19 protein-coding genes are annotated in these 21,861 nt (G+C 70.6%); 5 read left to right on the top strand and 14 right to left on the bottom strand.

Going from position 1 to position 21,861, the window contains the following annotated elements; genetic code table 11:
- Positions 1-2: 2 nt before the first annotated feature.
- From OG504_RS36010 to OG504_RS36055, 10 genes are all read right to left on the bottom strand, one after another.
- Positions 3-593, bottom strand: coding sequence for a hypothetical protein (locus OG504_RS36010; RefSeq protein ID WP_405993531.1), 591 nt, complete (start codon positions 591-593; stop codon positions 3-5).
- A complete protein-coding gene (locus OG504_RS36015) occupies positions 481-1,437 on the bottom strand; it encodes an FkbM family methyltransferase (protein WP_405993532.1) in 957 nt (318 codons plus the stop codon). The genes OG504_RS36010 and OG504_RS36015 overlap by 113 nt, the downstream gene beginning before the upstream one ends.
- Complete coding sequence (locus OG504_RS36020) at positions 1,434-1,643, bottom strand: Trm112 family protein (protein ID WP_019060261.1); 210 nt, start codon at positions 1,641-1,643, stop codon at positions 1,434-1,436. The genes OG504_RS36015 and OG504_RS36020 overlap by 4 nt, the downstream gene beginning before the upstream one ends.
- The gene (locus OG504_RS36025) at positions 1,640-2,545 is read right to left on the bottom strand and encodes a hypothetical protein (RefSeq protein ID WP_405996527.1); all 906 of its coding nucleotides are present in this window, start codon (positions 2,543-2,545) and stop codon (positions 1,640-1,642) included. Before OG504_RS36025 ends, OG504_RS36020 begins: the two co-directional genes overlap by 4 nt.
- Before the next feature lie 23 nt (positions 2,546-2,568).
- A complete protein-coding gene (locus OG504_RS36030) occupies positions 2,569-3,300 on the bottom strand; it encodes a class I SAM-dependent methyltransferase (RefSeq protein WP_405993533.1) in 732 nt (243 codons plus the stop codon).
- A complete protein-coding gene (locus OG504_RS36035) occupies positions 3,297-4,598 on the bottom strand; it encodes a condensation protein (RefSeq protein ID WP_405993534.1) in 1,302 nt (433 codons plus the stop codon). Before OG504_RS36035 ends, OG504_RS36030 begins: the two co-directional genes overlap by 4 nt.
- Positions 4,595-8,863 (bottom strand): alpha-(1->3)-arabinofuranosyltransferase family protein, encoded by a 4,269-nt coding sequence (locus OG504_RS36040; protein ID WP_405996528.1) that lies wholly within the window; start codon positions 8,861-8,863, stop codon positions 4,595-4,597. Before OG504_RS36040 ends, OG504_RS36035 begins: the two co-directional genes overlap by 4 nt.
- The gene (locus OG504_RS36045; protein ID WP_405993535.1) at positions 8,860-9,612 is read right to left on the bottom strand and encodes a class I SAM-dependent methyltransferase; all 753 of its coding nucleotides are present in this window, start codon (positions 9,610-9,612) and stop codon (positions 8,860-8,862) included. The genes OG504_RS36040 and OG504_RS36045 overlap by 4 nt, the downstream gene beginning before the upstream one ends.
- A 71-nt stretch (positions 9,613-9,683) precedes the next feature.
- The gene (locus tag OG504_RS36050; RefSeq protein ID WP_405993536.1) at positions 9,684-10,835 is read right to left on the bottom strand and encodes a glycosyltransferase family 4 protein; all 1,152 of its coding nucleotides are present in this window, start codon (positions 10,833-10,835) and stop codon (positions 9,684-9,686) included.
- A gap of 260 nt (positions 10,836-11,095) precedes the next feature.
- Positions 11,096-12,091, bottom strand: a complete 996-nt coding sequence (locus tag OG504_RS36055) for a DUF3068 domain-containing protein (protein WP_405993537.1) — start codon at positions 12,089-12,091, stop codon at positions 11,096-11,098.
- Positions 12,092-12,451: 360 nt separating this feature from the next.
- Between OG504_RS36055 and OG504_RS36060 the strand changes: the two genes are divergently transcribed.
- The 4 genes from OG504_RS36060 (at position 12,452) to OG504_RS36075 (ending at position 15,607) form a co-directional block, all read left to right on the top strand.
- The gene (locus OG504_RS36060) at positions 12,452-12,604 is read left to right on the top strand and encodes a hypothetical protein (protein WP_199811161.1); all 153 of its coding nucleotides are present in this window, start codon (positions 12,452-12,454) and stop codon (positions 12,602-12,604) included.
- A gap of 4 nt (positions 12,605-12,608) precedes the next feature.
- Complete coding sequence (locus tag OG504_RS36065; RefSeq protein ID WP_405993538.1) at positions 12,609-13,850, top strand: helix-turn-helix domain-containing protein; 1,242 nt, start codon at positions 12,609-12,611, stop codon at positions 13,848-13,850.
- A 144-nt stretch (positions 13,851-13,994) separates the two neighbouring features.
- The gene (locus tag OG504_RS36070) at positions 13,995-14,768 is read left to right on the top strand and encodes an IclR family transcriptional regulator (RefSeq protein WP_405993539.1); all 774 of its coding nucleotides are present in this window, start codon (positions 13,995-13,997) and stop codon (positions 14,766-14,768) included.
- Positions 14,765-15,607 carry an SMP-30/gluconolactonase/LRE family protein gene (locus tag OG504_RS36075; protein WP_405993540.1) on the top strand — a complete coding sequence of 281 codons (843 nt, stop codon included), beginning with the start codon at positions 14,765-14,767 and terminating at the stop codon, positions 15,605-15,607. Before OG504_RS36070 ends, OG504_RS36075 begins: the two co-directional genes overlap by 4 nt.
- A gap of 95 nt (positions 15,608-15,702) precedes the next feature.
- Here OG504_RS36075 and OG504_RS36080 read toward each other — a convergent pair whose 3' ends face one another.
- From OG504_RS36080 to OG504_RS36095, 4 genes are read right to left on the bottom strand one after another with little or no spacing between them, the layout of a single operon-like run.
- Positions 15,703-16,890 carry an MAB_1171c family putative transporter gene (locus tag OG504_RS36080; RefSeq protein ID WP_405993541.1) on the bottom strand — a complete coding sequence of 396 codons (1,188 nt, stop codon included), beginning with the start codon at positions 16,888-16,890 and terminating at the stop codon, positions 15,703-15,705.
- Entirely contained in the window at positions 16,887-18,092 is a 1,206-nt protein-coding gene (locus tag OG504_RS36085; protein WP_405993542.1) for an MAB_1171c family putative transporter, read from the bottom strand. The genes OG504_RS36080 and OG504_RS36085 overlap by 4 nt, the downstream gene beginning before the upstream one ends.
- Positions 18,089-18,619 (bottom strand): toxin, encoded by a 531-nt coding sequence (locus tag OG504_RS36090; protein ID WP_405993543.1) that lies wholly within the window; start codon positions 18,617-18,619, stop codon positions 18,089-18,091. The genes OG504_RS36085 and OG504_RS36090 overlap by 4 nt, the downstream gene beginning before the upstream one ends.
- A gap of 38 nt (positions 18,620-18,657) precedes the next feature.
- On the bottom strand, positions 18,658-19,995 hold the full coding sequence (locus tag OG504_RS36095; protein ID WP_405993544.1) for a DUF6545 domain-containing protein: 1,338 nt from the start codon (positions 19,993-19,995) through the stop codon (positions 18,658-18,660).
- Positions 19,996-20,336: 341 nt separating this feature from the next.
- Between OG504_RS36095 and OG504_RS36100 the strand changes: the two genes are divergently transcribed.
- On the top strand, positions 20,337-21,851 hold the full coding sequence (locus OG504_RS36100) for an alpha-N-arabinofuranosidase (RefSeq protein ID WP_405993545.1): 1,515 nt from the start codon (positions 20,337-20,339) through the stop codon (positions 21,849-21,851).
- The last annotated feature ends 10 nt before the right edge of the window (positions 21,852-21,861 follow it).

Consider the following 21,861-nt stretch of genomic DNA (forward strand, 5'->3'; position numbering starts at 1 on the left):
CGTCAGTCGTTGACCGCCGTTCGCTGGAGGAGGCCCCAGGTGAACTCGGCGGCGCACTGGTGGCGTACGCCCTGCGCGTCCGGGGCGGTGAAGGCGAGGCCCCAGCGGGTGGGGGCCGTGCCCTCCAGGGGGCGGGCGGGAGCGAAGGCGCGGGCCGCCTCGTCGACCGTGCAGGACCAGGGGGTCAGGTCGTCGAGGGTGTGGAGGGGCGGGGGCGTGGCGCCCGGGGCGCGGACCAGCCATTCGTTCCACACGGCGCCGTTCGGGGCGGTGAGCACCTCGAAGCGGAGGTCGGGCCAGAGGGGGACCGGCCACTGCCACGCCTCGCAGTCCAGGTCGCCGATCCTGCGCTTCACCGTCGACTCGGGGGTGCCGAGGATCGACCGGTACCGGGACGCGGCGGCCCGGCCGCGCGGGGAGTGCAGCATGGCCTGCCAGCGCTTGTTGGCCTCGCGCATGTCGGCGATCGAGACGCCCAGCTCATGACGGGCGTTCTCGACCAGGTCCGGGTTGTGGTCCGCCATACGGCGCAGCAGGACGAGTTGGAAGTCGAGGGGGCTGAAGGGGCGGGCGGGACGGTTCGCTTCGGGCATGCGATCCATCGTCGCGCACGGCACTGACATCGGGCCCGACACCGGGGCTGCGGCCGTCGGGGAAGAACAGCACCGAGTTGACGTAACGGGGCCCGCGCGCGAAGGGCAGCACCCGGCGCAGCAGCCCCTGGGAGACGACGTACGAGGTCTGCGCCTGATGCTCCTCCAGGGGGAAGGCCGCGAGCCGGACCCAGTCCCGGTTCCGGTCCGGGAGGACCCAGCCCTCGTAGCCGAGCAGTGACAGATACCGCACCACCGGGGCGATCGGCTGGATACGGGACTCCAGTTCGACGAAGAGCGCGGGGCGGTCGCGGGTCAGGAGGCCGGTCGCGCCGTGCAGGACGGCCAGTTCGCTGCCGTCGACGTCGATCTTGATGAAGCCGACGTCATGGAGGTTCAGGCCGTCGAGCGTGACGCAGGGGACGTGCACGGCGCGGGCGTGGATGTCCCGGCGGACCAGGGAGGACACGCCCCGGTCGCCCTCGTCGTCCGGCGGCAGCCACAGGCGGGCGGTGCCGGGGCGGTCGGAGGCGGCGGCCGGGATCACCCGGGCGTGCGCGGGCGCGGCGGCTTCGAGGAGCCGCGCCAGGTGCGGGACCGGTTCTACGGTGACCACCTCGCGCGCGTGCCTCCAGAGCCGGTGCGTCCAGGGGCCGTACCAGCCGCCGACGTCGACCGCCGTGCCGCAGTCCGGTGGCAACAGGTCGGTCAGGCGGGCCAGTTCGGGCTCGAAGCGGGGGTAGACGGCACGGGCGGTGGCGGCGACCAGGCGGGTGGGGAGGAGGGGCGCGAGGCGGGCGGTGAGGGTGCGGGGAGCGGGGCCCGTTGGGTTCGTGGGGGTCATGGGGCCATCCGTTTGAGGAGTTCCAAGTGCTCGGCGTCGTCGGTCACTTGCTCGCCGGACGAGGGCAGCAGTTGCGGGATGCCGTCGACGATGGGGTAACGGCGGCGCAGGCGCGGGTTGTAGAGGGCGTCCGTGGGGAGCAGGTGCAGCGGACCCTTGTCGAGCGGGCAGGCCAGGATCTTCAGCAGGGGGTCGTCCGGGTTCATGGGGGTGTCAACTCCTTCGCCTCGGCCGGTGGTTGAGGCGCGTCGTCGTGCTTCGGCATGGTCAGCAGAACGGTGACCGCCAGGAGAGTGCCCCCGATCCGCAGGCCCAGCCGCAGCGGGTCGTGCGGCAGGGCCTCGCCGAACGCGAGCGTGCCGAGCACCGCCGTGAACAGACTGGTCACCGTCGTGCAGACCGGCACGATCAGCGAGGCCCGGCAACGCTGCAGCGCCGCCTGGGACATGACCAGGCCGAACGCGCCGGTGAAGAGGAGGAGATACGGATACGGCGACCGGAGCAGCCCAACTACCGCCCCGCCCAGGTCACTTGTCGTCAGATAGCTCGACACACCCTTGATGGCGAGCGAGCTGACCCCGTACAACAGGCCCACCGCCACGCCGTATTCGACGCCCGTGGTGGGCAGCCGGTGCCGGTGGCCGGTGCTGCGCTCGGTGGACCGGTACAGCCAGACGCCGGCGGCGAGCGAGGGCACGCAGACCAACAGGATCAGCGGGTAGGGAGCGTTGCGGCTGACGTGGTCCGAGCCTTCTTTGAGGGACAGCACAACCATCAACAGGGCGACGAGGATCGCCCCGAGCGCGTACCGTTCGCGCCCGCTGGTCTCCTCGCCGAGCACGCGGGCGGACAGCAGCACGAGCAGCACCAGGCCGGACACGAAGATGCCCTGCGCGGCGGCGATCGGCAGCGTCCGGTACACGGCGAGCTGCGCGCCGAACCCGGACGCCAGCGCGAGGGACCCGCCGATCCACAACGGGCTGCCCAGCACCAGCCGCAGCAGCCTGACCGGTTGACGGACCGTCACCTCGGGCAGGGCGGCGAGCGCCCGTTTCTCCAGGACGAAGCCGGTGCTGTACAGCACGTTCGCCAACAGGGCCGCCGCCACTCCCCACCACACGGCCGCGCCCCCTACGTCTTCCGCGCGTGCAGCAGCAGGATCGACGCCAACTGCGGTCTGGCACAGGCCAGTCGGTCGAGGGGCCGGAGCGGTCGCGGTACGCCGTGGAAGGGCGCGCCCTTGAGTCCTACGACCTCGAAGCCGGCCGCCGCCACGAACTCCCGTAGCGCACGTGGGGTGTAGAGCCGCAGATGTCCTACGACTTCCTTGCCGGGGCGGCCGTGGATCGCGCGCAGGCTCACCTCCGAGAACACGGGCTGGACGCCGGCGAGCAGCAGGGCGCGGTTGTACCAGGCCGCCAAGTTCGGGGTGGACAGCATGAGATGGCCTCCCGGGCGTAGGACGCGGCGGATCTCGGCGAGCGCCGTGTCCGGGTCGACGAGGTGCTCGATCACTTCGCTGAACAGGACGGCGTCGGCGGAGGCCGAGTGGAGGGGGAGCGCGGTGAGTTCGCCGCGGATCGTGTACGGGAGGTGGGTGCGGGCTCGGGTGAGGGCGTCCTGGGACCAGTCGACGCCGATGATGCGATGGCCCGTAAGGAGGGGTGTGGCGGTGGCGGCCGCGGTGCCGTCGCCGCAGCCGATGTCCAGGACGGTGCGGGAGTGTTCGGCGGTGGCCGGGCCCAGGGCGGTGGCGAGGATGCGGGCCTGGCGGAGGGTGCGGGAGGGGCCGGAGGCTACGGGGACGGCGGGGTTCTCGTAGAAGTCGCGGAGGCCGGTGGGGCGCGGGGTCGTGGTCGTCATGCCGGGTGCTCCTCCGTCTGTTCCGTCGTGTGCAGGTAGTGCTCGAAGAGGTCGCGGAGGTGGGCTCCGTCGCCCGGGCCGAGGAGGGTGCGGGACCAGCGGAGGGCGACGTGGAGTTTCCCCGCGGTGGACGCCGTCGTCACGGTGAGGCCGCGGGGCATGCGGGCGGGGGCGGAGAACCAGACCGCGTGCGCGCGGCCCGCCGGGTCGCCGAAGTCCAGGGTGTACGGGATGCGGCCGATGTTGCTGAGGAGGGTGGTCGAGGTCCAGGGGGCGGCTGCCTTGCGCAGGCCTCGGGTGAGGGTGGCCCGCCAGGCGACGGGGACGACCGGGGTCGTCAACAGGGTTGCCCCGTAGCCCAGTTGGGGGCGGGGGAGGGCTTTGAGGGCGCGGGTTCGGGTTGCCGTGCGGTGGAGCAGTTCGGCCATGTGATGGTCGGGGGTGGTGGCCAACTCGGCTGGGGCGAAGGTGACTTCGACCAGTCGCGTGCCGTTGCCTATCGGCATGTCCGTGCCTCGGGGGCGGTCGTCCACCGGCATCGTGATGCGCAGCGGGCGGGGGTGTGCGCCGTGTTCGCGGTTCCAGTGGGCGATCATCAGGGCCGTCGTGACCATGAGTTGGTCGTTCACCGTGTACGGGGAGCCCTGGGGACGGTGCGGGACCGGGAGTTCGGTGAGGAGGAGGCCGTTGCCGCCGGGGGTTGGGGCGGGGGTGCCGGGGGCTACTCGGGCGGGCGGGGTCCATACGGACGGGGTGTGCATGGGGGGTTCGGGGGTGTCCGGGGGGCGGGTTGGAGGGGCGGTCGGGGTGTTGGTGCGACCGCCGTACAGCTCCGCTGCGGTGGCGAGGACGCGGAGGCAGGCGGGGCCGTCCAGTGCGGTGTGGTTGACCGTGAGGATCAGGGCGGTTCCGTGGGGGAGTTCGATTGCTTCGAGGCGGATGGGTGGGGATGCGGTGAGGGGTGGGGAGTGGGTGAGGGAGCGGGTGCGGGCCTGTTTCAGGGCGTCCCGGGTGGGGGGTGGGAAGGTCACCACCTCCAGGTCCGGGGTGTCGGTCAGCTCCCATTCGTAGCGGCGGCGGTACCAGGGGCCCGGGGCCTCGCGCATGAGGATGCGGGGATGGTGGTGCAGGGCCTCGGTGAATGCGGTGCGGAGCCGGTCCGGGTTTACGGTGCCTGGAAGGTGGACCTCTATGTGGACGGTTTCCGGTTCCGCGGACTGGTGGCAGTGGCGGGCGATTTCGTCGACTGTGGGGAAGGGGATGCGGGTGGGGGAGCGAGGGTGATCGAGTGTGGTCATTGGGGGGCGTCCTTTTGGTGCGGGTCGGTGGGGGCTGGTCGCGCCGTTCCCCGCGCCCCCAGCGGGTCTTCGCCGTGGGGCGTCGGGTCGTTGCCGGCCTCAGGTCCGGTGGGGGTTGAGCGCGCCGTTCCCCGCGCCCCTGAAGGGGCGCTCCACTCGCGGACGCTTACCAGTGCCGCGAACAAGCCGATCAGTGCCAGGAGTTGGGCCGCGCGGCCGAATGCTCCCTCGCCTGCGCCTACTGGTTCGCCCGCTCCCGTTGCCGCCGCGATGGCCGCCCCTGCCAGTGCCGCGAAGGCGATCGGGACCAGCAACGCGTGTCTGCGGTAGGCCAACAGCGCCAGTGCTGGGATCAGTAGGGCGAACCAGCCCGCGATCACCACTCCGACCAGCGTCAGGGCCACCGTGCCGAGCCATAGGCCTGGCAACGGTGGGGGTGGTTGCACCTCGTCGGGATTTGGTTCGTCTCGGCGCCAGATCACCAACGCCAGGAGGATGACCAGTGCGGCTCCGCTGCCGATGAGGCCGGCCTCGTACGTCGTCGCCGGTTCGTACGTCAGCTTGATCGTGCCGCCCGCGCCTGCCGGGACGCGCCAGCCCTGTTGCCAGCCGTCCAGGCGGAGTGGGGTCAGCTTCTTGCCGTGCAGGGTGGCTTGCCAACCCGTGTTGTAGTTCTCGTACGTGGTGAGGTACGAGGCTGTGCCCGAGCCGACCGTCACCTCTCGGCGGTCACCCAGCCAGTCCTTGATCGTCAACTCGCGGGACTGTGGCGTGGGTTCGGTGACCGTTCCCCGGGTCAGCGTCACGTCCGTGAGGGTCAGTGGGCCTGCGTCGCCTGCCTCCACCCGGTGTGTTCCCGACGGCAGCTCCAACGCCCCGTCTGTCTTGCCTTGCTGGCAGAGAGTCACCTCCACCTCCCGGCGTTCCGTCAGGTCGCCTACCGTCCCCTTCACGCTCGTCTCGTACAGCTCGCCGTCCACCGCCACCACCGGGCCCTTGCCGCAGGGGAGGGTGAAGGGGCGGGACGGGTTTGGCTGGGGGGTGCGGTACTGGTCCAGGGCCGGGATGTAGGCCTCGGTCAGGCCCACCGGTAGTTGGAGGTTGTCGTCCGCTATCGGGTTGTGGAGGGTCAGGGGGGCCGTTTTCGTGACGGTGATGGTCAGGCTGTCCGTCGTGATCGGGTCGAAGCGGGTTACGCCGTTATCGTCCACGCCCGCGATCGTCGAACCGTCCGGTGAGGTGATGTCGACCTCGGTCGGGCGCGTCGACAGGCCGCCCGCGGGGGCCAACACCACTTCGCCCACTGACTGTTTGCCGGTCCAGGTGAGGTGGATGGTCGGGCGGTCGCCCGCCATCCAGCCCGTCGTCAGGTCGCCGTCCGTGAGGTTGCGGGCGGCGAGGCCAGTGCCAAGTGCCGCTGTGGAGTCCGCTGTTGCCGTGATGCGGTGTTGCTGGGCGGGGGCCACCTCGTAGAGGAGCTTGTCCAGCTCCTCACCCGGCGTTGCCACCGCGCTCGCCTTCATCTCGTACGTTCCCGCCGTCGACGTCGAGAACGTGCGGTGCAGGCCCGCCTCCGTGCCCGTCGGGGAGAGGCCCGTCGGGTCGGCCGTGCGGTGCAGGGAGATGATCTCGGCGGAGGCGTCGGTCGTGTTCGCGTCGGTGGGGAGCTTGAGGAGCCGGGTTACCTGGACGTGGGGAAGGGCTATTTCGGAGAAGCCCGCGCCGGTCAGGCCGGTGTGGCGGGCGACCGAGTCGACGATCGTCAGCTTCATCCAACTCGTGGAGCCGGTAGGCGCCTTGATGGTCTGCGGCATGCCGTTCGGCTGGAGGTAGCTGGTCGCCGAGCCCTTCGCCGTCTCCACCCGCACCTCTGTCGCCGCCGCCCGCACGCTCTCCTGCGGGAGCGGGGTGACCTTGAACGAACCCGGCATGTCGTACGACCCGCCCGCGAAGGCGATGCGCAGCCACTGGCCGTTCGGTGAACCCGCCGCGCCCTCCGCCCACGCGGTGTCCGGGTTGCCGTCGAAGGCGTTCACCGGGTCGAACTGGGGGAGTGAGAACAGCCAGTTGCCGCTCGAAGACGCCGTCACCGAACGGGCGCCGCGTAGCTGCGCGACCGTCTGATGGGCGATGCCCTTCGTCGGCAGGATCTGTTTCGGCTTCTTGCCCGCGTCCTGGACCGCGTCGGGCGCGTTGCGTTCGTCGGGTGTGTACGTGTACGACGTGTTGGCGTCCACCAGGCCGAACCGGGTGTCGGCGCGGCGCAGCCCGTCCCCGACCACCTGGAGCGCGGGTGAGCCCAGGCCCGGGTGGTTGTCGCCCGTCAACACCGTTGCCCTGCCCCGGAGTTCGGTGGCGAGGGGGAGGAGGGACTCCGGGCCGCCGGAGACCACCGCCGTGTCGGCCACCGGCGTCAGGCCTGCCTGGCCCGGGCGGATCACGTCCTTGCTCGTCGGCTCGTAGATCTCCACTGCTCGCTGGCGCGGATACAGGCCCTCGACCTGGAGCGGTGTGTCGTTGGCGATGCGGCCGCCGGTCATGACGGGACCGAGGCCCGTCACCCGTTGGTAGCCGGACTGTTCCAGGGTGCGTTTGACGGTGGTCGTCGGGACGTAGCCGATCTGGTCGGGATCCAGGTCGTTGCGGACGACGACGTAGTAGACGCCCGCCCGGCTCAAGTAGTCGGCCAGACCCGGGACTTCGCCGCCACTGGCCAGTGCCTGCTCGACCGCGTCCATCGCGCGCCGGTTGCCTGGGGTGCCCATCGGGACGTAATCGCGTTCCGCCCAGCGGGAGTTGGCGAGGACGTCAAGGGGTTCGTCGATGGGGGAGCCCCAGGTGTAGATGCCGTGCGCGGTCGCCGGGACGACCAGGGCGCGGGAGTCGGGGGAGTACTTGTGCAGCCAGTCGGCCGTGGACTGCCAGTACTTGGGGAGCTGCTGGAACGAACCCGGGTTCAGGATCGACCCGTTGAGATACGGCCACGCCAGGCCCGGGAGCACGAGGATCACCGCGATCAGCGGGGCGAGTCGGCGGCCCGGCACCGGGCGGGCTCCGCGTGTCTCGGCGGCCACGCCCACCAGGTGGGCCAGGCCCAGGACGAGTACGAGGGCCAGCCCCGCCTGGAACTTGTAGATGTTGCGGAAGGGGACGAGCGGACCGTTCAGCCAGTCCTGCACCAGCCCGTGGAAGGGCGCCCCGAACGCGCCGCCGTACCCGGCGAACAGGATCAGCGCGACCGTCACGGCCGTCAGCACCAGCCAGCGCCGCTCCGGCATGTCCCGGCGGGCCAGTCCCGCGAGGCCGAGCCCAGCCGCGAGCGCCGAGCAGACGATCACGATCACCGAGGACGCGACCGTCCAGCCGGCCGGGATCCAGGCCTCCCCGAGATGCAGATAGGCGACCCAGTCACCGGCTCCGCGCAGGCCCTCGGTCGCCGACATGGTGTCCGTCGTGGTCTGCGAAGTCTCCACGTAGGGAAGGAAGTTCTCGCCGTAGACGCCGAGCATGAGCAGCGGGATCCACCACCACGCCGTCGCCAGGATCACCCCCGGCACCCACCACGCGATCAGCTTGCGCTGCCGGGGCCCCGGCGGCCGGGAGAGCAGATACAGGCCGACGGGGAGGAGGGAGGCGAGGGTCGCGGCCGCGTTGACGCCGCCCATGAAGGGGACGAGCAGAGCCGAGCGGAGGGCTGCGATGCGCGCCGTATACCGCTCGTTGGTGAGCGGCAGCAGCACCCAGGGGAGGAAGGCCCCGGGGAGGGCGGCAGCGGAGGTCGACCCCACGACGATCGTGAACACCGGCCACAACGCGTACGTCACGGCGCCGAGGAGGCGGGACACGGGGCTGCCGACGCGCAGCCGTTCCGCCAGCCGCAGCGCGCCCCAGAAGGCGACCGACACGACGAGCGACAGCCACAGCCGTTCCGCCAGCCAGACCGGCAACTGCACGGCGTGGGCCAGCCAGTAGAACGGGAGCATCGGCCAGAGATAGCCCGCGTACTGGTCCTGGATACCGCCGAACGAACCCCGGTCGTGCCACAACTGGCCCAGGTCGGAGAGGAATTGGCCGGGGTCCACGGTGACGCCGAGCTTGGTGTCGAAGGTCTGCCGGCCCGGGTGCACCGCGAGGAACAGCACGAACACCACGGCCCAGAACCCCAGCAGCCAGCGCCACGACCTCGGGCCCTCCGGGGGGCCCGCGATGGTCGTCGTGGTGGGGTCGGCCGCCGGGGGCGGGGCCTGGACCGTGGTCGCCGTCATGGTGGACACCGCCGGAGGATGAGGAGGAGGTTCCAGGTGGCCAACTCCCTTATCCCGGGCGCCTTGACGACGGCTCGGTCCAGGAAGGGCCAGTAGCGGGAACGCGCCGCGACGACCATGACGTCGTCGCGGGCGCGCACCTGCCGCAGGGTGGCGCCGATGTGCACGGCGAACAGGTTCTCGCCGAGCGTGTGCTTGGCCGGCTTTCCGGTACGGCGCCGGTAGCGGGCGCGCGCCCGTTCGGCACCGAGGTAGTGCCAGGGCGCCCACTCGTGACCGCCCCACGGGGACAGCCAGTTGGTGAACGCCACGTAGATCAGCCCACCGGGCCGCGTCACCCGGGTCAGTTCACTGAGAAACGTCTCCGGATCGGCCACATGCTCAAGAACGTTGGAGGAGAAGGTGACGTCTGCGATCCCGTCGGACAGCGGCAGCAAATACCCGTCCGCGATCACGGTCCCGTCCGACGGCTTCCGCCCCAACTCCCTTACGTCCGGCTCGAAGAGGTAGGCGTGAGCGCCACGCCGCCGAAACTCCTCGGTGAAGTACCCGCTCCCACCGCCGACATCAATGACGGTCCGACCGGCGACGGGACCGTAGTAGGCCTCGACCTGATCGGCAGCATCGCGGGCGAGCAGCGAGTAGCAGAACTCCGGGTCGTCCTGTTCATGCAGGAAAGCGCGAAACAGGGCAAGGGAGCGCTGGAGAGACGGGTCCTTGAATCGCCGCTGAGGTGCAGCGCCCCTCAAGGGGCGCGGGGCTGTGTCTATATGCGGCTCCGCCGCGGGGCGCGACCAGCCCCCACGCACCCGCAGCCAACTCACGACCTCCAGCCCTTCACCGCCTCACCGGCCACCAATCGAAACTGTCTGACCGTCCGATCCCAGCGATAACGCCCCGCGAGATCACACGCAGCCTTGCCCATCACCTCACGACGACGCGCGGACAGAGCCAACGCACACCAGGCAGCGGCGAAGGAGGATTCCCCCCGAGCCAAGACACCCGTCTCCCCGTCAACAACCGAGTCCCGCAACCCGGGCACGTCAAACGCAATCGCCGGAGTCTCACGGGCGGCAGCCTCGGTCACGACCAAGCCCCACCCCTCAAGCGCAGAGGGATGCAGCAACAACCAGGCCGCACACAGCAGTTCGTGTTTCCGAGCCTCCGAGACATGCCCGGTGAACTCAACGCCGGGCCCGGCGAGTTGCTCAAGCCGCTCACGTTCAGGACCGTCACCGACGATCAGCAGCCGCCCCCCGGTCACGGGCCGCACCCGCTCCCACAACCGCAGCAACAGATCGATCCGCTTGTACTCGACCAACCGCCCCACCGCCACGAAAAGCGGCTCGGCGGAACGCTCGGAACGAGGGCCGGGCTCCTCAACTCCGTTGTGGACGACCCGGATCCGATCCCGCTCGACCCCGATTCCGCGCAGCGCGTCCGCAGTCGAGGGAGACACCGCGACCAACAGCCCACGATGCCGTGTCCCGGTCAACGCCCAGTGTTCGAGTCTTCGCCCGATCCGCGCCGCCGGTGCCATCGGCCCGCCGAACCGCATCTTCCACAGGTCGGTGTGAACGTGGTTGACCAGACGCAGCGTCGGCCCGTGATGCCACACGGGCGCGAAGTACGGCATCCCGTTGCACACCTCGACCAACAGGTCGCAGTCACCGACCTGTCGGGTGAACGCGCTGCGGGCGCGCAGGAAGTGGCCGTAGGCGCCGCCCGCCGAGACGACCCGGTAGTCGCGGTAGGACGCGGGCCCGCCGCACAACAGGGTGACCTGGTGGCCGAGTCGGGTCAGGCCGTCGGCGAGTCTGTCCACGAGGAGTTCGGAGCCGCCGGCCTGGGGATTGCCGAGGTCGCGGTGGGCGAGGAAGACGATCCGGCGCGGTTGCGGCACCGGCGCCGGGGGGTGCTGCGCGACCGGGGGGAACGTGGTGCGCAGGGAGTAGGGCACGTGCTGGGGCATGGGTGCTCCAACTCGTCTCAGGGTGCGGAACGTTGGCGGATCAGGGTGTGGAACTCGGGGAGATCGGGGTGTGGACTCGGGCAGATCGGATCGCGGAACTCTGGCGGAACTCCCCGGGGTCGGTGCGGGATGGGGCGGGGCGCGGTGCGGAGTTCTGTGGGTGGGCTGTGCCGGGGTGGGTTGGACAGTTTTCGCCCCGGCGTTCCTGACGGCTACTCACCCGCATGACAATTTCCGGGGTTATTAGAACTGACGTCACGTCACATCGTGGGCGGATACTCGGGTGAAGCGGGTGAAGCGGGTGAAGCGGGTGATTCGGGGTGCCGACGGCCGCGTAGCACCAAAACGCCTCCCGCCACGGCGAGGACGAATCCGGCCACAGCCGCACCGATCGGCAACGACCACCCCACCAGGCGCAGTTGGCCGCTCTCCTGCTTCGCCAGTTTCACCTGTTCCTGCTGCGTGGCGGTGGTGAACGCGAGCTTGTCGGCGTCCAGCAGGAGGACCGCGTCGTAGGCGTGACCGGGGGCGCGCAGGGTGCGGCGCGGACCGGTCCGGGCGTAGATCACCCGGCCCGTGCGCTGGTCGACGATCAGCTCGATGCCGTGGTTGGAGTACCACTCCTCGGCCAGTATCTGCGGGGAGTTGGGCTGGTCGACGAGGCTGCCGGGGACCAGCCGGGTGCCGATCTTCGTGGGCGGGACCGTGCCCTTGAAGACGTAACCCGAGTAGCCCTGCACCTTCTTGGTCCCCGCGTAACGCAAAGTCACCGTCGCGCCAAGGGAGTTGTCCCACCACTGGTAGGGCTTTTTCCGCACGTCGAACGGGAATTTCAGGAAGGCGTCGCCCTCGAAGTAGGGGTTCTCGTGGCAGCAGTGCACGGGCTTGTTGGTCCTACGGTCCGTGACCCAGCGGTTGGGGAAGAACTCCAGCGCGTCGTGCGGATCGGCGGCCGGCAGCGACTTGTCGGTGTCGACGGTCGTCGTGACGTCCCAGACCGCGTCCCCGCTCTTCTCGCTGTCCGCGACATCGCCGCGCACCTGCTGGGTGACGGTGATCCGCTGGTCGTCCACGGTCCGCAGCTCGCCGGTGTCGAAGTAGCTTCCGGTGCCCCGGTAGACGGCGGTCGTGTCGATGTCGATCGGGGTCACGGCCGCCCGCGGCTCGACGTACCACGCCAGCAGCGGCGCCAGGACCAGCAGAAACGTGCCAAGTCCCAGCAGGATCAAGGAAATTGGAGAGGTCGTACGGCGCATCCGGACACTCCAGTGAAGGTTGGTGACGGAGTTCGGGCCGCTCTGGGCCCTGTCGTCACACTCCCGTCGTCCGCCCGTAGGGCGGGCCCCGCGGCGTCTGGTGCGTGCAGCTGCAAGGCGGAGGAGGGAGTCGACGCGGAGCGTCGGCGACCGACGACAACGCCGCTGGGGGTCCCCCCACGCCTTTAAGGCCGGGGGGGAGTGCGTGCCAGACGCCGTGGGGCAGGCGGGAGTGTGACGACAGGGCCCTTGGGCCGGGAACCGTAGGCGCCCCTTGACGGAGTGTCAATGTCTGCCGACACTGGGCCGACGGGCAGGGGCAGGGCGCACGGACCTCAGGACAGAGAGGCTGACCCCGCGATGCCCAGACTGCTCGCCGCCGCACTCACCATGGTCCTGGCCGCCGCCCTCGCCGTGGGCGCCGCGCTCGGTGTCGTCGCGCTGCTGGACGCGAGACCGGCCCAGCCGAACACGCCCCTGGTCACGTACGAGCAAGCGGACCAGGGGAGTTGACCCCGTGTCCGCACCACCGGCGACCGTGACGCCGCGCTCGGCGTGGCACGACGTACCGCGTCTCCAGGTACGGGAGTTCGCGGCGATCGCCATGGCCGAGGCGCCCGCGCTCGCCGAGGAGATCCTGCGGGAGATCCGGCGCGAGCACCCCCAACTGCCCCTGGTTCTCGACGACTCGGGTGAGCCGATGGCTCTGGTCGGCATCCGGCGTGCCATCGAGGTCTTCGTCCAGCACCTGGAGACCGCCGAGGGGCGCCCGACCGTACCGCCGGGCGTCTTCCAGGAGTTCGGGCGTGGGGAGGGTCTGCACGGCCGCAGCCTCGACTCGCTCCAGGCGATCTACCGGATGGGAGTGCGGCTCGCCTGGCGGCGGTTGGCCGAGATCGGGCAGCGGGTCGAGATCCCGCCACCCGCGATGTACGCGCTCGTCGACGCGGGCTACGAGTATCTGGACGGGCTGGTCGACCAGTCCGTGCGCGGGTACGCGGAGGCCGCCGCACGGCAGGCGGGGGAGCGGCTGCGGCTTCAGCGGCGGCTCATGGAACTCCTCCTGGCCGAGCACCACCGGGGCGACCCGACCGAGGCCCTCGCCGAACGCGCCGCCCGCATCGGCTGGCCGCTCCCCGACAAGGTCGCCGTGGGTGTTCTGCTGCGCCCGGCCCGCGAGGCCGTCGCCCCCGCCGTAGGGCAGGAAGTGCTGCTCGACATGGAGTACGAGCAGCCGCGCATGGTCGTGCCCGAGCCGGATGCCGCCGGGCGGCCCGAGCTGCTGCACCGGGCGCTGACCGGCTGGGCCGGGGCGATCGGGCCGCCGGTGCCGCTGGCCGACGCGGTGAAGTCGGCGCGCTGGGCCGAGGCGGCCGTAGGGCTGATGGAGCGGGGGCTGTTGCCGGGCGGGGGCGTTCTGTACTGCACCGAGCACACCGAGGCGCTGGTGTTGTTGCAGCCGGAGGAGCTGATCGACGATCTCGCGCTGCGGTGTCTCGCGCCGCTCGCGCACTCCGGGCCGACGCATCGGCGGCGGCTCGCGGAAACCCTGCTGGCGTGGCTGGAGACGCGGGGCGGGGCGCCGGAGGTGGCCGCGCGGCTCGGGGTGCATCCGCAGACCGTGCGGTACCGGCTCCGGCAGATCCGCGAACTGTGGGGGGACGAGATCGACCACCCGGACCGCCGGTTCGAGCTCGAACTCGTGCTGCGCGCCCAGCGGTTGCGTGGTGAACTGGGCGATCCCAGGGCCGCTCGGTAGTCACATGGTCACGCGACCATTGCCCGTGCAACCCTCTATGGCTAGCCTGTGTTCGTCATGCCGATCGTCAGTTGAAATCTCGAACACGACGCTCGGTGCGACACCCCATACAGCCACTCGCAGACACCTAGAAGGGGGCCGGTTGTGGGACGACTCGTACCTGCCGTGACCCGGGCTCTCGATATTCTCGAGCTCTTCCTCGACGGGGACGGGACGCTCTCCGCCCCCGACATCGTGCGCAAGCTGCAACTGCCGCGCACGACCGTGCACGAACTGGTCACCACCCTCGCCGCGCGGTCGTACATCGTGCCCGTGCCCGGACAACCGGGACGTTACCGGCTCGGAGTCCGTCCGTACCAGCTCGGGAGCCGCTACGCCGAGCAGCTCGACCTCGCCGCCGAGGGGCAGCAGGTCGCCCGGTCCGTCGCCGAGACCTGCGACGAGACCGTGCACGTCGCCATCCTCGAAGGCACCGACGTCATCTACATCGCCAAGGTCGACTCCACGCACGCGGTGCGGATGGTGTCGGCGGCGGGGCGGCGGCTGCCCGCGCACTGCACGTCCGTGGGCAAGATGCTGCTCGCCTCGCTGCCCGAGCCGGAGCTGAGCGCGCGGATCCCCGCCGATGTGTCGTTGGTCGCGATGACGCCGAACAGCATTGTCGAGCCGGGGGCGCTGCGGGAGGCTCTCGCCGAGATTCGGGAGCGGGGGGTCGCTGTCGAGAGTCGTGAGTCGAATCCGGATGTGTCGTGTGTCGCGGCGCCCGTGCGGGACCGTACCGGGCAGGTTGTCGCCGCGCTTTCCATTTCCGTTCCCATGATCCGGTGGAGCGATGAGCGGCGGGTGGAGTTGGAGCAGCTTGCCGCGAAGGGTGCGGTCGAACTGTCTGAGCGGCTTGGGCACAGGAGCGTGGGATGACGTACGAGGTGGCTGTACGGGCCGAGGCGACGCTGGGTGAGGGGCCGACGTGGGACGCGGCGGCGGGGCGGTTGATCTGGATCGACATCCTTGGGTCCCGGGTGCATACGTACGATCCCTCGTCGGGCGTGCGCACTGTGCGGGTGACCGAGCAGCACGTGGGGGCCGCGAAGCCCCGTGTCGGTGGGGGGCTCGTTCTCAATCTGCGGGACGGGGTCGGGCTTGTCGATCCCGATGGGGAGTTCCGGTGGTTGCATCGGGAGCCGGTTGCCGGGCGGCGGGCCAATGACGCGGCCGTGGCGCCTGACGGGGCGTTGTGGGTGGGGACGATGCGGTACGACGAGGCGGCGTGCGGGGGGACGTTGTCCCGGGTTTCCGGGGACGGTTCCGTGCAGCTGATTCTTGATGACGTGGCGGTGAGCAACGGGACGGGGTGGAGTCCTGATGGGCGGTTGATGTACTACGTCGACTCGCCCACCCGTCGGATCGATGTGTTCGAGTACGCGGACGGGCGGGTGTCGAAGCGGCGGCGGTTCGCGGAGGTCGAGGCCGGCGCCGGGTTTCCTGATGGGCTCACCGTCGATGCGGACGGGTGTGTGTGGGTGGCGTTGTGGGGTGGGGGTGCGGTGCGGAGGTACACGCCGGACGGGGAGTTGGAGCGGGTTGTTTCGGTGCCGGCCTCGCTGGTCACCGCGTGTGCGTTCGGGGGTGCGGATTTGAGTGACCTGTACGTTACGACTGCTCGGGTGGGGCTCAAGTCGCCGCATCCGGTGGCTGGTTCGCTGTTGGTTGTGCCGGGGGCTGGGAAGGGAGTGGCGCAGCCTGCTTTTGCTGGGTGAGGTCGAGTTTTGTCCGCGGGCCGGTGGGGGCTGGTCGCGCCCGCGCGGCGGAGCCGCAGATTGATACAGTCCCGCGCCCCTAAAGACAAAGACCTTCAGGCGCCCGTGTTGTCCAAGTCGGCCAGCGTTTTGCTCTCCGCCGGTGTTGCCGTGAGACGTGATCGGGCCAGGGCCCTTGCCAGCTCGACCAAGCCGCCTGTGTCGGAGACTTCCGTGGCGTAAAGGCGGTACGTGCTCGGGGTGTTGAAGGGTTGTTCCTGGGCGGCGGCTCGGCGGGCCGCGTCGGCGACCATGGCTGCTTCGGCGGTCACTCGGGCCTCGTGGGGGGAGTGGCCGTCGTGGAGGGCGGCGTGGCGGGTGCGTTCGCGGAGGTGGTCGTCGAAGTACGGGGTGAGGGCCAACAGGCCGTCATGGATGGAGACTTCGCGCCAGTGCAGGCGCATGCGGGGGAGCTGGCGCAGGGCGCTGGGGGGCTTCGGGGCGATGGACGCGAAGCGGACCTCCGACCACAACGGGCCCAGGCCGCGCAGGTCGTTGAGGTCGCGCCAGTGGGCTCGGGCCATGGGCAGGAGCCGCGGAAGGGCGAAGCCGGCCGAACAGGTCAGAGCGGCCAAGGAAGCCATCGGCGGGGCCACCCCGGTGGACAGGAAGTCCAGGTCGTGGCCGGTCCAACGGGCCACCAGCGCCGTGTACTTGACGAGCTGGAAGCCCACCACGTCCAGCAGGGTGCCGAGGAGGATCAGCTGCAGGCCGGTCCTGAGCAGGCCCGTCACCTCGCGGGCCCAGGTGACGCACACGGTGCACAGCGCCAGGGTGGCCGCGCTGTGCCCGAGCAGGTAGAGCACGATCATCTCGCGCATGTACGGCGTCTCGGCGTAGTACGTGTCGAGGTCGGTGAGCCGCTCGGTGCTCGGGTCGGCCAGCGTGAACAGCACGACGATGGTCACGATCAGCGCGCCGTAGGCGGCCATGCTGCGCAGGACCATGCGTCGGATCCGGGCGGGGGAGCCGCCCCGCCAGTGGATCAGCAGGACGAGCAGGGAGCAGCTGTACGCGGAGAGCATCCCGTAGGTCAGCGGGGCGCCGAAGTTGGGGACGCCGGTGAGGCGGTTGACCGCGCGCAGGGTCAGCGGTGCCGAGCAGACCAGGGCCAGCGAGCCGAGGACGATCGCCGCGCAGGTGGACACGGTCAGCGGGTCGCGCGGGATCCGCCAGGGGCGGCGCAGCAGCACGGTGCAGGACAGCCCGAAGACGGCGGCGGCGAGATACACCATGAGGCTCATGCCCGGGTGCTCCCTTCCGTCGTGCCGGTGCGGACCCGGGCTGCGGCGACGAGCGGGGACCGGGTCAGCGCGTCCGCGATGGGCACGAGGAGGGCGGTGCCGGGGGCGCGGTCGGGGAGCCGGTCCGGTTCGTCGGCGGGCGCGAGGTGCGGGCTGCTGTCGGGTTCCTCGACGTCGTGCCTCCGCTCCTGGGCCACGGCCGCCGCCACGACCGCCGCCCACGCCGTCGCCTCGGCCTGTTCCGGGTCGCCCGTCGTGCGGGCCGCCGCCTCCAACGTCCGTTCGTACAGGGCCCGGTCGAAGAACGCGTCCAGGTGGCCGAGCGCGTTGTGGATGCTCGTCTGCCGCCACACCAGCCGGGTCGCGGGGGAGGACCAGCGCGGCCGGGGCAGCCGTAGCGCGCGGCGGGTGAGGAGTTCGGCCAGCTCGTGCTCCAGCGGTTCGAGACCGGCGTACGCCCGCCGGGCCTGCCGCCACTGGGTCAGCCGGGGGCCGGTCAGCGGGATCAGGACCCCTACGACGGTCAGCACCGCGCCCAGTCCCGCGGCGACCGGCGAGACCGTCGTGCCGAGCTGTGTCCAGTCCCGGCCGCACCAACGGGCAATGACCGCGGCGAACTTGGTCAGGCTGTACCCGGCGCCGCACAGCGAGCCGACGCCCAGCGTGATCAGGCCCGCGCGGAGCCAGCCGTGCACCTGCCGCGCCCAGCGCAGCGCCGACACCGCGGTGACACTGACGGCGGCGAGGTGCCCGGCCAGGTACAGCACGATCATCTCGGCGATGAACGGCGTGGTCGCGTAGTAGGTGTCCAGGTCGGTGCGGCGCTCCACGGGGGTGCGGCCCAGCGCGAAGGTCACGGCGATGCCGACGAGGATGATGGCGTAGGCCACGATCCAGCGGCGGGCGGTGCGGTGGACGTTGGGTCCGCCCCGCCAGTAGACGATCAGGACCTGGGACGAGGCGCCGTACGCGGTGACCGACGCGTAGGTCAGGGGCGCGGCGAGGTTCGGGATGCCGCTGAGGTGGTTGATCGCGCCGACGGTGGGTGGCGCCCCGAGGAGGAAGCAGGCCCCGGCCAGGCCGAGGAACACGCAGATGACCCGGAGATAGGGGTCGTGCCAGTGGCGTATCAGGTCCGGGGTCTTCACCAGCACGCCCAGCCACAGCAGGCCGCAGCTGAGGTAGTCGATCAGGCTGCTCATTTTCTGGTCCCGCGGTAGTTGAGGGCGGCGCCGATCCGCCCGGCGACACCCTGTGTGCCGTCGTCGGCCACGGCGGGGTCGTGCGCGGGGTTCGCCGTGGCCGCCGTCTGGAGCCAGGGCCGCAGCCGGCCGCTCATCAACATGCCGAACCTGTCCGCCTCTTGCTCGTCGGCGAGGCTGAAGTCGGTACGGGCGGCGACGGGGCGCGGGCTGCCGTCGCCGGTCGGCGCGGGCTGCGCGGTCCGCTGGTGCATGTGCCACACCTCGTGGCAGAAGATCACGATCTGGTGCCAGGCGGCGGCCCGTTTGTCGATGACGATGACGTCGTAGGTGTCGCCCTCCAGCCACAGTCCGCTGGCCGTGTGCGGCGGGAACACCTCGCGGCGGACGACGACCTCACGCCCCCGCCAGCGCGTGACGGAGTCGACCAGCGCGTCGAACAGGGCCTCGGGGTCGGCCGGGACCGGGACGCGCATGGGATCGATGAGGGCACCGGCGAACCGGCGCATCTCCTTCTTCGTGCGCACCGCTGCAATATGCCAGGACATACGCCGACTCAGCCACCTCACCGTCGCCGCGGCAGCAGGAAGCGGGGCGCTTCCGCGGGATGGACGGGGGGAGTACGGCGGACCGGGTCGGCCGAACTTGCCGGTCCCGTCCCGGAGTTGGCCCGAGCCGCGGAATTGGCCTGAACGACACCCACGGTCTCCGCCGCGCCGGCCCTCGTTCTCCCGCCCCGCACCGCCACCCGCACCGCGTCGATCGCGTCGCGGTGGCGCAGGGCGCGGGAGACGGGCCCGATCTCCTGGAGGAGGTCGGCGGTGTCGGGATGGCCGCTGGGATCGTCCTGGCCGGAGTCGATGGCGTCCAGGATCGCCACCGCCGCAGCGAGGGCCTTCGCCCGGGCCGGTGTCCAGCCGAGGCGGAGGGCGGCGAGGTGGGCGCGGGTGCGGAGGTCCTCGTCGAGGTGGCGGGCGAGGGGCAGGAGGACGTCGCGGATGTACGTCTCCCGCCGGATCAGGCGCAGTTCGGGTGCCGCGCACAGCAGGAAGGGGACGCCGTCGCCGTCGACGGAGCGCATCAGGACGTAGAGCGGCCGGAGTTGGTGATGGGCGAGGCGTACCCGCAGGCGGCCGTGCAGGTACTGGCCGGTGTGCGGCAGGATGAAACCGACGGCGGTCAGGACGGCGGCGAGACAGGCCGCGCACGGGGCGACGTCCGTGCTGAGCGCGTCGAGATCGTGCCCGGTCCAACGGGCCGTCACCGCCGTGAGTTTGGCGAGATCGAAGACCAGGCTCAGCGCGTAACCGGCGCCCAGGAACGTCAGTCCCCAGCGCAGCCAGCCGTGCAGGCCGTCCGCGCGGACCCAGTTCCAGATGAGCCGCACGGTGATCACCACGGCCACGGTGTGCGCGAGCAGATAGAGCAGGATCTCCTCACGCATGAAGGGCGTGTCGGCGTAGTACGTGTCCAGGTCCCGCACCCGCTCCACCGGCACGTCGGCGAGGGCGAACAGCACCCACAGCGCCACGATCACGCCCGAGTAGACGGAGATCACCCACCGTCTGGCGCGCCGGGTCGCGTTCGAACGGTCGGACAGCCCGTTGCGCCAGGCCACGATGAGCAGTAACCCGGCTCCGCTGAACGCGGTGAGCAGCGAATACGCCCACGGCGCCGCGAAGTTGGGCACACCGGTGACCCGGTTGATCCAGCCGATGACCGACGGCGTCACGGACACGAACAGCGCGCAGGCGAACAGCAGCAGCCCGCCGACCGCCCGCAGCAGCGGGTCCCGCCACAGCCGGATGATCGCCGGCAGCTTCAGCGCGAGGGCGGCACCGAGGACCACCGTGGGGACCCACACGAAGGACGTGTACAGCTCGCCGAGGAAGGTCGTCACCACGTCGTACGCGCCCCCCTCCCGCCGTCCGCTGCACAAGCCGGTCCGAGGTTACGCGCCCACAACTGCCAACGTCATGTCATCCGGTGGCCGTTGTGGGACCGGGAACGACCGCTGTGTCCGGAAATCGCCCCCGAGAATGCACAGTGCAGAGTGGCCAACCCATTGACGCGGAGGCGGCAAGATTTTACGGTCACGTTCGAGAATGCGGCCGATATACGATATTTCGAACAGGCAGTACTGGGCAGTACCGGCTGGCCAAGGCTTTTGTCTTTAGGGGCGCGGGGAACTGCGCGACCAGCCACGACGCACCCGCAGACGAAACTCAACCCCGAAAGGCCCGCATGCGCACCGCCCGCTTCACCCTCGACCCCGCCTTCACCGTCGGCGAAGTCAACCCCCGCCTCTTCGGCTCGTTCGTAGAACACCTCGGCCGCTGCGTCTACACCGGCATCTTCGAACCCGACCACCCCACCGCGGACGAGCAAGGCCTCCGCCAGGACGTCCTGGACCTGGTCCGCGAACTGGGCGTGACCACCATCCGCTACCCCGGCGGCAACTTCGTCTCCGGCTACAAGTGGGAGGACTCGGTGGGCCCCGCGGAGACCCGTCCCCGCCGCCTCGACCTGGCCTGGCGCTCGACGGAGTCCAACCGCTTCGGCCTCTCCGAGTACATCGCGTTCCTGAAGAAGCTCGGCCCGCAGGCGGAACCGATGATGGCGATCAACCTCGGCACCCGGGGCGTGGCAGAGGCCCTCGAACTCCAGGAGTACGCCAACCACCCCTCCGGCACCACCCTCTCCGAGCAGCGGATCGCCCACGGCGACAAGGACCCCTTCGGCATCAACGTCTGGTGTCTCGGCAACGAGATGGACGGCCCCTGGCAGACGGGCCACAAGACCGCCGAGGAGTACGGCAGGATCGCCGCCGAGACGGCCCGCGCGATGCGCCAGATCGACGCCGGTGTCGAACTCGTCGCCTGCGGCTCCTCCTCCCAGGCCATGCCGACCTTCGCCGAGTGGGAGTCGACGGTCCTCCAGGAGACGTACGACCTGGTCGACTACATCTCGCTGCACGCCTACTACCAGCCGACCGACGGCGACCTCGACTCCTTCATCGCCTCGGCCGTCGACATGGAGTCCTTCATCGAGAACGTGGTCGCGACCGCCGACCACGTGGGCGCCCGCCTCAAGTCGAAGAAGAGGATCAACCTCTCCTTCGACGAGTGGAACGTCTGGTACACGTCGGACTGGGAGGAGCAGACGAAGAACGCCGACCCGGCCGACTGGCCGGAGGCGCCGCGTCTGCTGGAGGACAACTACAGCGTCATGGACGCGGTGGTCTTCGGCTCGCTCATGATCGCCCTGCTCCGGCACGCCGACCGCGTCACCGTCGCGTGCCTCGCCCAGCTCGTCAACGTCATCGCGCCGATCATGACCGAGCCGGGCGGCCCGGCCTGGCGCCAGACGACGTTCTTCCCCTTCGCGCAGGCCTCGAAGCACGGCCGCGGCCAGGTCCTCGACGTCCGCGTCGACTCCCCGAAGCACGAGACGCGGAAGTACGGCGAGGCCGACCTGCTGCACGCCACCGCGGTGCGCGGCGAGGACGGCTCGGTCACGGTGTTCGCCGTCAACCGCAGCCGCACCGAGTCGCTCCCGCTCGAAGTCGGCCTGAACGGCCTCGACCTGACGTCGGTCGTCGAGCACAGCGCCCTCGCGGACGCGGACCCGGACGCCCGCAACACCCTGGCCGACCCGGAGCGGGTGGCCCCGCACGAGGTCGAGGGCACCACCCTCCAGGACGGCATCCTGACCGCCGTACTGGAGCCGCTGTCCTGGAACATGATCAGGCTCGCGTAGATCCCCAAAA

The sequence above is a fragment of the Streptomyces sp. NBC_00986 genome (genome assembly GCF_045162565.1).
In the GTDB taxonomy this organism is placed as follows: domain Bacteria; phylum Actinomycetota; class Actinomycetes; order Streptomycetales; family Streptomycetaceae; genus Streptomyces.